10 protein-coding genes are annotated in these 13,709 nt (G+C 73.3%); 4 read left to right on the top strand and 6 right to left on the bottom strand.

What is annotated here, in order from left to right; translation table 11 throughout:
- Positions 1-152: 152 nt before the first annotated feature.
- From Sm713_RS07420 to Sm713_RS07405, 4 genes are read right to left on the bottom strand one after another with little or no spacing between them, the layout of a single operon-like run.
- Positions 153-851 carry an ATP/GTP-binding protein gene (locus Sm713_RS07420; protein ID WP_374195969.1) on the bottom strand — a complete coding sequence of 233 codons (699 nt, stop codon included), beginning with the start codon at positions 849-851 and terminating at the stop codon, positions 153-155.
- Entirely contained in the window at positions 832-1,227 is a 396-nt protein-coding gene (locus tag Sm713_RS07415) for a DUF742 domain-containing protein (RefSeq protein WP_249416152.1), read from the bottom strand. Before Sm713_RS07415 ends, Sm713_RS07420 begins: the two co-directional genes overlap by 20 nt.
- Complete coding sequence (locus tag Sm713_RS07410) at positions 1,224-1,811, bottom strand: roadblock/LC7 domain-containing protein (RefSeq protein WP_212908850.1); 588 nt, start codon at positions 1,809-1,811, stop codon at positions 1,224-1,226. Before Sm713_RS07410 ends, Sm713_RS07415 begins: the two co-directional genes overlap by 4 nt.
- On the bottom strand, positions 1,808-5,428 hold the full coding sequence (locus Sm713_RS07405; RefSeq protein ID WP_249416532.1) for a nitrate- and nitrite sensing domain-containing protein: 3,621 nt from the start codon (positions 5,426-5,428) through the stop codon (positions 1,808-1,810). The genes Sm713_RS07410 and Sm713_RS07405 overlap by 4 nt, the downstream gene beginning before the upstream one ends.
- 374 nt (positions 5,429-5,802) lie before the next feature.
- On the opposite strand from Sm713_RS07405, the gene Sm713_RS07400 reads away from it, so the two are divergent.
- Positions 5,803-6,588 carry a protein phosphatase 2C domain-containing protein gene (locus tag Sm713_RS07400; protein WP_212908849.1) on the top strand — a complete coding sequence of 262 codons (786 nt, stop codon included), beginning with the start codon at positions 5,803-5,805 and terminating at the stop codon, positions 6,586-6,588.
- 331 nt (positions 6,589-6,919) lie between these two features.
- On the opposite strand, the gene Sm713_RS07395 is transcribed toward Sm713_RS07400, so the two are convergent.
- A complete protein-coding gene (locus Sm713_RS07395; RefSeq protein ID WP_212911848.1) occupies positions 6,920-7,354 on the bottom strand; it encodes a MarR family winged helix-turn-helix transcriptional regulator in 435 nt (144 codons plus the stop codon).
- Between the two features lie 653 nt (positions 7,355-8,007).
- Between Sm713_RS07395 and Sm713_RS07390 the strand changes: the two genes are divergently transcribed.
- Positions 8,008-8,844, top strand: a complete 837-nt coding sequence (locus Sm713_RS07390; protein WP_212908848.1) for a lysozyme — start codon at positions 8,008-8,010, stop codon at positions 8,842-8,844.
- Between the two features lie 118 nt (positions 8,845-8,962).
- Here the strand turns inward: Sm713_RS07390 and lon are convergent, their stop codons facing one another.
- A complete protein-coding gene (lon, locus tag Sm713_RS07385) occupies positions 8,963-11,389 on the bottom strand; it encodes an endopeptidase La (RefSeq protein WP_212908847.1) in 2,427 nt (808 codons plus the stop codon).
- A gap of 499 nt (positions 11,390-11,888) precedes the next feature.
- Here lon and Sm713_RS07380 point away from each other — a divergent pair, with 499 nt between their 5' ends.
- A complete protein-coding gene (locus Sm713_RS07380; RefSeq protein WP_212908846.1) occupies positions 11,889-12,680 on the top strand; it encodes a GNAT family N-acetyltransferase in 792 nt (263 codons plus the stop codon).
- Positions 12,681-12,828: 148 nt separating this feature from the next.
- Positions 12,829-13,626, top strand: coding sequence for a spermidine synthase (locus Sm713_RS07375; protein WP_249416151.1), 798 nt, complete (start codon positions 12,829-12,831; stop codon positions 13,624-13,626).
- Positions 13,627-13,709 lie beyond the last annotated feature (83 nt).

Genomic DNA, 13,709 nt, shown 5'->3' with positions numbered 1-13,709 from the left:
TCGGGGGGTTTGGAGGGTGCGGACGGTGGGGGCGTGCGACGGCGGAGGGGTGAAGGTGTCAGGCGGGTACGGGTGTTGGGGACCCGCGGGTGTCATGGGACGGGTGGGGCGCCGACCCGCGGGGTCACCGTACGGCCGGGCTCCACAAGGCCCTAGGCGGGGGTGACGTCCAAGGCGTGGCCGACGAGGGCCAGCAGGGTGTCGACCACGGGGATCCGCAGCCGGGCGTCCATGACGAGCACGGGGATGTCGGCGGGCACCGTCAGGGCCTCGCGGACGTCCTCGGGGGCGAACTTCTCCGTACCGTCGAAGTGGTTCACGGCGACCACGTACGGCAGGCCGCAGCCGTCGAAGTAGTCGAGCACGGGGAAGCAGTCGGGCAGCCTGCGCGTGTCCGCCAGGACAACGGCGCCGATCGCGCCCCTGATCAGGTCGTCCCACATGAACCAGAAGCGCTGCTGGCCCGGCGTGCCGAAGAGGTACAGCACCAGGTCGTCGTCGAGCGTGATGCGGCCGAAGTCCATGGCGACCGTCGTGGTGGACTTGCCCGGCGTGGCGGAGAGGTCGTCGGTCTCCTCGCTGGCCTCGGTCATCAGCGCCTCGGTGAGCAGCGGCTCGATCTCCGAGACCGTGTTGACCAGCGTCGTCTTGCCGACGCCGAAGCCGCCGGCCACCACGATCTTGGTGGCGATCGGCGCCCGGCTGCGGTCCATCTGCCAGGGTTGCAGCGCCTCTTCCCGCCCGGCGCCGCCGGCGCCCGCGCCGGGCGCCGCGCCCCCGAAGAAGCCGCCGGTGCCCGGGGCGCCGTCGCCGCCGGGCCGTTCAGTGTCGTCAGAGACGGCGGAGTCCACTCAGCACCCTTTCCAGCAGTGCCCGGTCCGGCTGTCCGGGGCCGTGACCGGTTCCGTACACGCGGATCTTTCCCTGGTCCGCGAGGTCGCTCAGCAGCACGCGGACCACGCCGAGCGGCATCCTCAGCAGCGCGGCGATCTCGGCCACCGTCCGCATGCGGCGGCACAGTTCGACGATGGCCCGCATCTCGGGCATGACCCGGGCCGCGGCACGGTTCGTCAGTTCGAGGCGCTCCTCCGGGGCCTCGATGGCGGCCACGAACGTCTCGACGAGCAGCACGTGCCCGAAGCGGGTGCGGCCGCCGGTGAGGGAGTACGGGCGCACGCGCGCGGGCTTGGCCTCGGCGTCGCGCCGGGGCAGCTTCGGGTGGTTCACTGGCCGCCTCCCGTCGTCCTGCCCGCGGGCGCCGCGCCGCCCCGGCCCTCGCGCACGGCGAGCCGCGGCCGGTCGCCGCCGCCCGCCGCCTGGGCCCGCTCCTCCATGGACTGCCGCAGCTCGCTGCGGAGTTCGGGGGTGAGGACGTGCCCGGCGCGGCCGACGAAGAACGCCATGTGGTAGGCGACGATGCTCATGTCGGTGTCCGGGGTGGCGTGCACCCCGAGCAGCGAGCCGTCGCTGATCGACATCACGCAGAGGCTGCCCTCGTGCATGGTGACCACGGTCTGCTTCACCTTGCCGCCGTCCATGAGGCGGGAGGCACCCACGGTGAGACTGCCGAGGCCGGAGACGATGGCGGCCAGGTCGGCCGAGGATCCCTTGGGTCCGTCGCCGGCGCCGCCGTCGCCGTCACCCGTGTCGGGCTCGGCCTCTCCCGCCGGATCGGAGGAGAGGAGCAGCAGGCCGTCGGAGGAGACCACGGCCACGGAGAGCAGTCCGGGCACCTCCTCCACGAGATTGGCCAGCAGCCACTGCAGATTGCGTGCCTCGGTACTCAGTCCATAGGTGCTGGGCGCAGTCAACTGCTTGCCTCCTCGACCGTGTCCCCCTTGACTTCCGCGGGTGGTTGGGCCGCGCGTGCCGATGTGTGGTGCTGGTGCTGTCCGGTGCCGCGGGCGGTGCCGCGCTGCTGTCCTTGCTGGCCGTGCTGTCCCTGCTGGTCGTGCTGTCCTTGCCGGTCGTGCTGTCCGTCATGGCCGGCGGCGAGTTCCGCCTCGGCGTCCCGCAGGCCGTTTCTGGCGCCCTGCTGGAAGGCGCCCAGTCTGCGGCGCAGTTCCCCGGCGTCGACCGCGCCGGTACGCGGGGCGGGCACCCCGCGCGCCGAGGAGACCCTGGGGGTCCGCTTCGGCAGGCCCTTGTCCGTCACCCGCTCCCAGGCGCCGGAGTCCCGCGTGGGGCCGCCGGGCAGGGTCGCCGGACGGTCCTGCCCCGCGTCACGGGTGCGTTCGTGCGTGTCGGGCCCGATGGCGTACGGGTTCGGGGCGGGCTCCTGGGCCGGGGCCGGCCTGCTCGCCGGGGTGGGCGGCCCTGCCGGGAAGTGGACGCCGGCCGGGGCGTGGGCCTCGGCCGGTGCGGGTGCCTGCGCGTGGCCGCCGGAATCGGGAGCGGCGCGCAGGGCCGCCTCGGCGGCGGCGATCAGCGGGTCCGCGCCGGGGTCGCCCCCGCTGCCCCTGCCGGGCAGCACGTTGGAGTTGACCTCGGCCGACGCGCCGGGCAGCCGGACAGCGGGACCGCCGCCCAGCAGGCGGACCTCCCGCGGGGGCCCGGCCACGCTCGTGCCGGCCTCCGCGAGCATCTGTGCGGGCAGCACGACGACGGCCGCGATGCCGCCGCGCTTCTGGTCCCGCAGCCGTACCCGCACGCCGTGCCGGGCCGCGAGCCGGGCCACCACGTAGAGGCCGAGTCCCGACCCGGACGCCTCGTCCGCGGCGGTTCCGTCCGCGGCGGTGCCGTTCGCGGAAAGGCCGTGCGCAGAAGTGCCGTTCACGGACGGGCCGTTCGCGGAGGGTCCGTTCGCGGAGGGTCCGTTCGTGCCGGCGGAAGCGGGGGCGCCGAACGCGTCGGGGCCGGCCCCGTCGTCCGCCTCCGGCCGGGCCAGCCGGGCGTTGGTCTCGTCGAGCCGCTCGGGTGACATGCCGATGCCCTCGTCGACGACGGAGAGCATCATGTCCCCGCTCTCCAGCAGCCACCCCGAGAGCTCGACGGGGGCGTCCGGAGGGGAGCACGCCGTGGCGTTCTCCATCAGCTCGGCGAGCAGATGGCTGAGGTCGTCCGCGGCGAACCCGACGACGTGCGCGTGCGCCGGGAGCGAGGCGATGCGTATGCGCTCGTAGCGCTCGGTCTCGCTGACCGCGGCGCGTACGACGTCGACCAGCGGCACGGGCTCGTGGTGCTGGTGGCCGTGGTCGGCACCGGCGAGTACCAGGAGGTTCTCGCTGTGCCGCCGCATCAGGGTGGCGAAGTGGTCGAGCCGGAAGAGCGTGGCGAGCCGGTCGGGGTCGTCCTCCTGCTCCTCCAGCTTCTCGATGACGGCGAGTTGCCGCTCGACGAGGCCGAGGGTGCGCAGGGCGAGGTGGACGAAGGTGCTCTGGCCGGCACCCGGGGCCCGGCGGGCCTGGTCGAGACCGGCAGCGGCGGCGTCCAGGGCGCTGCGTACGGCGGCGCGGCCCGCGGCGGTGCCGTCCGCCCGGATGCCGTCCGCCCGGATGCCGCCTGCCCGGATGCCGTCTGCCGTGGGGTCCCCGGAACCGGATATGAGCCGCGCCTCGGGCGCCGTACCCGCGGCGGCCGGCGCGCCGTTCGCGCCGGCGCCGCCGCGCACCCGCCGGTGCAGGTCGAGGGCGTGCGCGTGCAGGGCGTTGACGGACCGTACGACCTGCGCGAACTCGTCGTTGCGGCCGGTGAAGCGGATCGGCTCCTCGGCCTCCGGAGCCGTGGCGAGCCGGGCCGAGCCGATGCGCAGCACGGCGAGCGGCCGGGTCAGGCCCCTGGCCATGGCCATGGTGACGCCGACGGCGGCCAGCAGGCAGGCACCTGCCAGCGCCGCCCGGATCTCCAGCGCGGTGACGTCGTCGTCGCGGAGCGCGGCGAGTTCCTTGGCGCGGGTCGTGTTCAGCGACGCCTCGGCGCCGCGCATCATGTCGATGCGCGAGGTGAGGGCGTTCCCCAGCTTCCCGGAGTCGGTGTCGAGGTCGTCCGCGGACAGCGTGGGCTGGTCGGTGAGCCGGGCGAGGTCGCTCTCCGCGGTGCTCACGTCGGGGCCCGAGACGGTGGAGTCGTACGCGGTCCGGTAGGCGGCGGGCGCGCCGTCGCGGAAGTCGGCGAACGCGGACTGCTCCCGCAGCCGTGCCTGCTGTGCGGCGGCGCTGAGCTCGGCGCGGTGCGCGGACGCGGAGGACGACTCGTCGGGCACCGTCTGGGGCAGCCCGGTGATCGGGTCGATGACGGTGGTGGTCCCGCCGGGCACGGCGAGCGCGGCGAGCAGCAGGCCGCGGGTGGCCTCGGCCTGCTCGACCGCGCGGTCCAGGTCGGCGAGGGCGTGCGCGCCGGTGCCGGCACGGGGCGGGGTGCGGTCCGCCAGGTCCTCGGCGAGCCGGTGCAGGCTCAGGATGACGGCGGCGTACGCCTCGTGGGTGTGCAGGGCGCTGCTCTTGCCGGTGAGCGCCGCCTTGCGGGCGTCCGCGATCCGGCCGAGGTCGTGGCGGAGGCCGGCCGTCGCGTCGGTGCGGAGTTCGGCGATACCGCGGTCGACGGCTGCGCGGTCCTCGGCGGAGGGCGCCCCGTCCTCGGGCCGGCCTGCGGCGACGTAGGCGGTGGCCTCGTCGCGCTCGTCGGCGAGGGAGTGGGCCAGGCTGAGCGCCTGCCGGGTCCGCTCCGCGTCGCTCACGAGGGCCTGCGAGTCGCTCACGTTCGCGCAGGCGGCCACGAGCGCGGGGGCGCTCGCCGCGGCGGTCGTGGCGGCCACCACGGCGACGGCGACGATGAGCCGGCTGCGCACCCGGCTGCGGCGGCCCTTGCCGGCAGGGGGGGTCGGCTTGCCGGCGGCGGTGCCGGTGGCCGGCGGGGTCGGCGCGCCGGGAGCGGGTTCGGCGGTGGCGGGGGGCGCGGTGGCGGAAGTCGTGTCCGGCTCGACGGTCGCGGGGGCCGGGGCCGCGCCGGCGGGGGACGCCGTGCCGGGGGCGGAGACCGGGGACGCCGTGCCGGGGGCGGAAGGCGGGACCGTGGCGGTGGCCTGCGCGGCGCCCTGGGCACGTACCGCCTGGCGCGCGCCGCGCACGGCGGGGTTCGGCGTGCGGTTCGGTGAGCCGTGGGCCTGCTCGGCCAGGCTCGTACCTCCGGCGACCGCCGCACCCGTGGCTTCCGCGGACGGACCGGTGGTGGCATCGGCATGGGTGGTGGCGTCCGCATGGGTGGTGCCATCCGCATAGGGGACGTACCCGCCCTGCGGCCGCGGGATCATCCCGGCGGGAGCACCCGCACCGCCCGCGTGGTCCACGGCACCCGTGCCCTCCACGACACCCGTGCCGCCCCTGACGTCCCCGCCCCCGCCGGCTGTTCCGGAGGGGCCGCTCGGTGCCAGGCCGCGCGTGGTCTCCTCCGAGACCGTCTGCTGCCTGCCCTCGCGCCGCGGCCGATTCATCTGCACCGGTGCTCGCAATCTTGATCCGTCTGCCCATGGACCCGGGTGACGATCCGTCAACACGAGCGTCTCCGGGTTCGGCTCCCGACCATCCCAGTGCCCGTGAGACGCGGACGCACATCGCCCTACCCGCCACTCAAAGGAGTGAACATCGGTGCAGGGCCAGCGGCAAGTTCCAAAGTCATTGAACAGGGGGCGTGTTCAGTGTGTCGGTTGGACGTGGGCCACACGCTTTGGCAAGATGCCCCGCCACGCCTCGCCGACCTTGATCAATCCACCCCAAACCCGGCGGCTGACCTGCAGGTACAGACCACGTTACGGCGTCCCGCGGCGCCCGCGCGGCCCATTGCGGGCACCTCGTGCAGACTGGCCGAATGCGCATCGAACTCGCCACCGTCCCGGGCGACCCCGCACGACCCAACGAGGACTATGCATCGGTTGCACTTCCGGCCTCCGGAAGGGGCGGAGTGCTGGTGCTGCTGGACGGTGTCACCCCGCCGCAGGGCGACGACGGTTGTCTGCATTCCGTCCATTGGTTCACCGCCAGGCTCGGCGGAGCGCTGGGTGAACTGTCCGTTTCACACCGTGACATGGCCCTGCGCGAGGTGCTCTCCGCGGCAATCCTGCGCACCGCGGATGCCCACCGCACCACCTGTGACCTTTCTCACCCGCGCACCCCTCAGGCAACCGTCGTCCTGGCCCGCTGGGACGACGACCAGGTCGAGCATCTCGTGCTGTCCGACTCGGTGTTGCTGGTCGTGGAGGCGGACGGCGGGGTGGTCCCGGTGCTGGACGACCGCCTGCACCGCCTCCCGCGCCGCGCGCTCGCCACGGAGACCGTCACCGATGCCACGTTGCGCAACAAGGAGGGCGGCTTCTTCACCGCGGCCGCCGACCCGGAGGTCGCCTCACGCGCGGTGGCCGGCGTCCGGCCGCGCTCGGAGGTCCAGGCGGTGGCCGCACTCACGGACGGCGCGACCCGCTGGGTGGAGAAGTTCCACGAGGGCGACTGGGCGGACTCCCTGGCCCTGCTCCGCAAGGAGGGCCCGCAGGCCCTGGTCGACCGGGTACGCGCCCTGGAACGAGCCGACACCGACCGCGTCTTCCTGCGCCGCAGCAAGACCCACGACGACGCGTCGGTGATCTACGCGGAGCTGTAAGGGGTCCGCCCCGGCCCCTTTCCGGTGCGGCCGCGCCCCGAAAGGGGCGCGAGGAACTGCGCGAGCAACCACGGCGAACCCGCAGCAGACCACGAGTCGAACCCACGCAACCCCGGCCCCGCCCACCACCCGGCAGGGCTGCACCCCGCAAGGGGCGCGGGGATGGGGGTACCTCCCACGCCTTCAAGGCAGTGGGGGAGCGAGCAACCACAACACACCCGCAGCCCGCCCACCGCCCAAGGCGGCACCCTCAACCGGCCCGGCCCACCGCCGGGTGAAACCCCACCGCCCGGCGAACCGCGACCCCGCAAACCCCGCACCCCGGGGCGCGCTACTCCTCGGCCCCGGCCGCCTCGTTGAGCTGGTGCAACAACCTCGCCAGCTCAGCCACCTCGCTGCGGTTCCAGTCCGCGAGCCGGTCCACGTAGAGCGCTCGGCGGGCATTGCGGACGGTGCGCAGGCGGTCACGGCCCCGTTCGGTGAGGTGGATCTGCCACGCGCGCCCGTCGTCCGGATCGGGCTCGCGGGCGACGAAGCCGAGCGCCTCCAGGGCGCGGAGCTGGCGGCTCATGGTGGCCTTGCCGACGCCGATGTAGCCGGCGAGGTCCGTGGCCCGCTGCCCGCCCTCCTCAAGGCAGACCAGCAGCCCGTACGCAGCGGGCTCCAGGTCCGGGTGGACGGCACGGGCCATCTCGCCCGAGGAGGCGCGGGCCCGGCGCAGGAATACCGTCAGCTCCCTTTCGAGAGCGAGGAATTCCGCGTCCATCTCGCCTTCCGACACCCCGGCCTCGGCGGCACGCCGCTCGTCGTTCCGGTTCCTGTGCACGTCAGCACCCATGCCCTGCATTCCGCGTTTCTCGCTGTTCACGGCGTTCTCGGTGATCTCGGCGTTCTCGGTGATCTCGGTGATCTCGGTGATCTCGGCGTTCTCAGTGATCTCGGTGATCTCGGTGGTTCTCGGGGCTCCCGGCGCCTCGGCCTCGCCTGCTGCTCAGCTCCCCGGCTTCTCGGCTTCTCGCTGTTCCCAACGCTCTCGGCGCTCTCGGTGATCTCAGTATCTTTCGGCGTTCTCAGTGTCTTTAACGGTTATCGGCGTTCCAGCCGTTCAAAGTTCCCACGAGGCACGATCTTCGCCGCAGCTCGGCCAGTATCGCCCAGGCGTGGGCCGACGATGGTCTCCCACCCCCCTTCCCCCCTGGGGTCTACGTGCATAGAGTCACTAACGTGGCATGTAACCGACAAGCCAGGTAACCGACAAGCGTCGGCGCGGCCCGTCCACCGTTGCCCTCCCTCCGCGGATCCCCCCACCCCCGATCCCGCCCCCTGACGGTCACCGGAAGAAGCCCTCAGACTCCCCCACCCCGGGTTCTCGTCGACCCTTCCCGGCCAGCGGGTTCCCCAGGCACTCGGAGGCACGTGATGTCCGTGCGCAGTTCAAGAACGCCCCGCCGCTCGCCCCTCGCCGTGTCCGGCACCCTCCTCGCCGCGCTCACCCTGCTGCTCGCCCTGCCCACGACGGCCCAGGCCGCGCCCCGCACCGCCGAGGCCCCCGAGCGCGGCACCGCCTACCTCGGCATGGGCGTCGTCGCCCACGACGGCCGGCAGCCGTCGTCGCCGCTGCCGCGTGCCGGGCAGACCGAGGGCGTGGACGTCAGCGGTCACCAGAACAGCGTCAACTGGGGGACCCTCTGGAACAGCGGTGTGAAGTGGGCCTACGTGAAGGCCACCGAGAGCACCAGCTACCAGAACGAGGACTTCGCGCAGCAGTACAACGGCTCGTACAACATCGGCATGATCCGCGGCGCGTACCACTTCGCCACGCCCGACACCTCCAGCGGCGCCTCGCAGGCGAAGTACTTCGCCGCGCACGGAGGCGGCTGGTCGAAGGACGGCAGGACGCTGCCGGGCATGCTGGACATCGAGTGGAACCCCTACGGGGCCTCCTGCTACGGCCTGAGCGACGCCGGGATGGTCAGCTGGATCCGCGACTTCGTCAACACCTACCGCTCGCTCACCGGCCGGTACGCCGTGATCTACACCGCGACGAGCTGGTGGAGCGACTGCACCGGCAACTCCAAGGCGTTCGGCTCCAGCGACCCGTTGGCGATCGCCCGCTACGCGAGCAGCGTGGGCACGCTCCCCGCGGGCTGGGGCACCTACACCGTCTGGCAGTACACGTCGACGGGGCCCACGGTCGGCGACCACGACCACTTCAACGGCACGCTGGACCGCGTCAAGGCGCTCGCCAACGGCTGAGCGGCCATCACGCTCCGGAGCGGCCCGGTGGCCGGCTCCCAAGGGGAACCGGCCACCGGGTGTGCCACGGGCACCACCCGTGCCGTAGGGCCGTCGGGCCGTCAGGCGGCCGAGGCCGTCACGCGGCCAGTGGCAGCTGCTCCGCCGCGTCGCTCATCGCGGGCGACAGCGCGAGCTCCAGCACCTGGCGGACGTCCGTGACGGTGTGCACGTCGAGCTTCTCCAGCACCTCGGCGGGGACGTCGTCCAGGTCGGGCTCGTTCCGCTTCGGGATCACGACCGTCGTGATGCCCGCCCGGTGCGCCGCGAGCAGCTTCTGCTTCACGCCGCCGATGGGCAGCACCCGTCCGGTCAGCGACACCTCACCGGTCATCGCCACATCCGTACGGACCAGGCGGCCGCTGAGCAGCGACGCGAGGGCGGTCGTCATGGTGACGCCCGCGCTCGGGCCGTCCTTCGGCACCGCGCCGGCGGGGAAGTGGATGTGCACACCCCGCTCCTTCAGGTCGGCCACGGGCAACTCCAGCTCCGCGCCGCGCGAGCGCAGGAACGAGAGCGCGATCTGCGCGGACTCCTTCATGACGTCGCCGAGCTGTCCGGTCAGGGTCAGCCCCGCCGCGCCCGTCTCCGGGTCGGCGAGCGACGCCTCCACGTAGAGCACGTCGCCACCCGCGCCGGTGACGGCGAGGCCGGTGGCCACGCCCGGCACCGCGGTGCGGCGCTCGGCCGGGTCCTGGGCGGACTCGGGCACGTGGTGCGGGCGGCCGATCAGGTCGCGCAGGTCGGCGTCCGTCACGGTCAGCGGCAGCTTCTGCTCGTCGAGCTCGTGCCGGGCCGCGACCTTGCGCAGCAGCCGGCCGATGCCGCGCTCCAGGTTCCGCACGCCGGCCTCACGGGTGTACTCGCCGGCGAGCTTGCGCAGCGCGCTCTCCTCCAGCACCACCTCGTCCGTCTTCAGGCCGGCCCGCTCCAGCTGGCGCGGGAGCAGGTGGTCACGGGCGATGACGACCTTCTCGTCCTCCGTGTAGCCGTCGAGCGTCACCAGCTCCATGCGGTCGAGCAGTGCCTCGGGGATGGCCTCCAGGACGTTCGCCGTGGCGAGGAACACCACGTCGCTGAGGTCCAGCTCGACCTCCAGGTAGTGGTCCCGGAACGTGTGGTTCTGCGCCGGGTCCAGGACCTCCAGGAGGGCGGCCGCGGGGTCGCCCCGGAAGTCGGATCCGACCTTGTCGACCTCGTCCAGCAGGACCACCGGGTTCATCGACCCGGCCTCCTTGATGGCGCGGACGATACGGCCCGGCAGCGCGCCCACGTAGGTGCGCCGGTGGCCGCGGATCTCCGCCTCGTCCCGGACTCCGCCGAGCGCGACGCGGACGAACTTGCGGCCCATGGCGTGCGCCACGGACTCGCCCAGCGAGGTCTTGCCGACGCCGGGCGGGCCGACCAGCGCGAGCACGGCACCTCCGCGGCGCCCGCCGACCACGCCGAGGCCCCGGTCGGAACGCCGCTTGCGGACCGCCAGGTACTCGGTGATGCGCTCCTTCACGTCCTGAAGGCCGGCGTGCTCGGCGTCGAGCACCTCCTGGGCGCCCCTGATGTCGTAGGCGTCCTCGGTGCGCTCGTTCCACGGCAGTTCAAGGACGGTGTCGAGCCAGGTGCGGATCCAGGAGCCCTCCGGGCTCTGGTCGCTGGACCGCTCCAGCTTCTCGACCTCCTTGAGCGCGGCCTCGCGGACCTTCTCCGGGAGGTCGGCAGCCTCGACGCGCGTGCGGTAGTCGTCGGACTCGTCCTCGCTGCCGTCGCCGTTCAGCTCGCGCAGTTCCTTGCGGACGGCTTCGAGCTGGCGGCGCAGCAGGAACTCCCGCTGCTGCTTGTCGACGCCTTCCTGGACGTCCTTGGCGATCGACTCGGCGACGTCCTGCTCGGCGAGGTGCTCGCGGAGCTGCTCCGTGGCGAGCTTCAGCCGGGCGACCGGGTCGCCGGTCTCCAGGAGCTCCACCTTCTGCTGCGTGGACAGGAACGGCGAGTAACCGGAGTTGTCGGCGAGCTGGGACACATCCTCTATCTGCTGGACGCGGTCCACGATCTGCCACGCACCGCGCTTGCGCAGCCACGCGGTGGCGAGGGCCTTGTACTCCTTCATCAGTTCGGTGACGCCGCCGGGCAACGGATCCGGAGCGGCGTCGTCGACCCGCGTGCCCTCCACCCAGAGGGCGGCGCCGGGGCCTGTCGTGCCCGCACCGATCTTCACGCGCGCCCGGCCGCGGATCAGCGCCCCGGGGTCGCCGTCGGCCAGCCGGCCGACCTGCTCGACGGTGCCGAGCACACCCGTCCCCGCGTACTCGCCGTCCACTCTGGGCACCAGCAGTACCTTGGGCTTGCCCGGCTCGGACCGGGCGGCGGCTTGAGCGGCTTCCACCGCGGCGCGCACTTCGTTGTCGTTGAGGTCCAGCGGGACCACCATCCCGGGCAGCACGACCTCGTCGTCGAGCGGCAGCACGGGTAGGGCCAGCAGTGTGGCAGCGCCGGCGGACTCAGCAGCCATGATCTCCCCTTCGGCAGTCAAGTTGAGCTATGTGGGCTCAATGCATGTGAGCCCGGAGATGTTCCCGGCGCCGGGGGCGTTCGCTGTGGGCGATCACGCGTGTCCGGCGTGTGGGCATTTCGCCTGGCGGCGGGCCGGGCCGTCTTCGGGGGCCTGCGGGTCCGCTTCGGCTGGGCGCACCCGCCCAACGGCGCCCCGCGGGGGCGCGGGGACCCGCGCGAGCAACCACCACCCACCACTGGTCCGGCTGCGACAGAACCAGCCCCTTCGGGCGGTGGCGACCTGACGGTGTCGTCGTGGCGGTCGCGCAGTTCTCCGCGTCCCTTGAGCAGCACGGGGCGCAGCCCCACGGACAAGGGGCGCGGGGAACTGCGCGAACGACCACCCAGCCGGCGGTGGGCCGGACGCGACCCGGACAGCCCCCTCAGGACGGCCACGAGCCGGCGCGCGGCTCCAAATGCAGTTGCGTCCCGGCCCTCCGTGGACTTCCGTACCGCCTGTGACCGATACCGATGTGCTTCTTGCCGCCTACGACGAGCAGATGCGCGGCGCGGGGCCGAACCTCCCCGCGGGCGTGCACACCGAGAGCGACGGGCCGCTCACCCGCGTCGTCGGGCAGTACCGCGGCCTCGTGACAGGTCCCGCCGACCTGGGCGTCGAGGGCGTCGACCTGGACCGCCTGATCGCCCGGCAGCGGGACCGCTTCGCCGCGCGGGGCGAGGCGGTCGAGTGGAAGACCCGCGGCCACGACCGGCCCGCCGACCTCACCGACCGGCTGCGTGCGGCGGGGTTCGCGCCCGAGGACCGCGAGACGGTGCTCGTCGGGAGCACGGAGGAGATGGCCGCCGAGCCGGTGCCACCGGACGGCGTCACCCTGCGGGAGGTCGCGTCCGACGCCGACCTGCGCCGCATCGCGGCCATGGAGAGCGCCGTCTGGGACCAGGACATGGCCTGGCTCGGGGAGGACCTGATCGGGCGGGTCGCCGCGGCGCCGGACGGTATCGCCGTCCTGGTGGCCGAGGCCGGCGGCGAAGTGGTCTCGGCAGCCTGGCTGGTGTTCCGGCCGGGCACCGAGTTCGCCTGCCTGTGGGGTGGTTCGACGCTCGCCGAGTGGCGGGGCCGCGGCATCTACCGCGCCCTGGTGGCCGCGCGTGCACGGCTCGCGGCGGAGCGCGGCGTGCGCTACCTCCAGGTGGACGCCTCCGACGACAGCGCGCCCATTCTGCGGCGGTTGGGCTTCCATGCCGTGACGACGACCACACCCTGGGTGTGGTCGCCTCCCGCCACCTGACCGACCGCCGCAACCGACCGCCCGCCGTCACCGGCACGGTGTGGCACGCGCGCGATCGGCGTTACGGGAGGCCGTGTTGCGAGGGGTCGCCGCCCTGAGAAGCCGCGCATGCGGCAGGCCGGTCCTGCGGCAATGGCAGGATGGATCCATGCACGCCCCGTACGACATCGGCGACAGGCCCTCGCAGGGACAACGGTTCGACGGTGACGGCAGCCCCGTGGTGCTGGACCGGCGCGACGGGCCGTACGGCGAGGTGGTGTTGCGGCGGCAGGGCGAGCTGTTGCAGATCATCGCCAACGGCTGCTTCCTGATGGACACCTCGGACGGCCGCTCGGAGCGGCTGCTCGTCGACGCGGCCATGGACGCACTCGACGGACGCCGCGCACCCGCCGTACTCATCGGCGGGCTCGGCGTCGGCTTCTCGCTCGCACACGCCGCGGCCGATCCGCGCTGGGGCCGCATCACGGTGGTGGAGCGCGAGGAGGCCGTCATCAACTGGCACGGCCTGGGCGTCGCGACCGCCGAGGCGACCGCGACGGGCGAACCCGCCCGGCCCGTCGGGGCCACCGCGCAGACCGCGGGCGCCCCGCTCGCCGCGCTCACGTCCGCTGCCCTGGCCGACCCCCGCGCCGAGGTGCTGCACGCCGATCTCCTCGCACACGTACGGGAGTCGGACGCCCGCTACGACGCGCTGTGCCTGGACATCGACAACGGCCCGGGCTGGACCGTCACTGAGGACAATGACAGCCTCTACACACCCGCCGGCCTTGCCGCATGCCAGGCCCGGCTGACGCGCGGCGGCGTGCTTGCTGTATGGTCCGCGCAACCGTCGCCCGAATTCGAAGCGGCCCTGCGAAATGCCGGTTTCCAGCGGGTGCACACCAGAGAGATCCCCGTTGTCCGGGGCGTTCCCGACGTCGTGCACCTCGCAGTCGGGCGTGGATAGCCGCAGCTCGGTTCATTCCGTACGCTGCGTACCGACGCGCAGATCATTCAAGCGTCAACCGCACAGGTGGAATCACCCCCACG

The organism is Streptomyces sp. TS71-3, assembly GCF_018327685.1.
Lineage (GTDB): Bacteria > Actinomycetota > Actinomycetes > Streptomycetales > Streptomycetaceae > Streptomyces.
The sequence above is the reverse complement of the archived record's forward strand: the minus strand, read 5'-3'. Positions and strand labels throughout refer to the sequence as shown.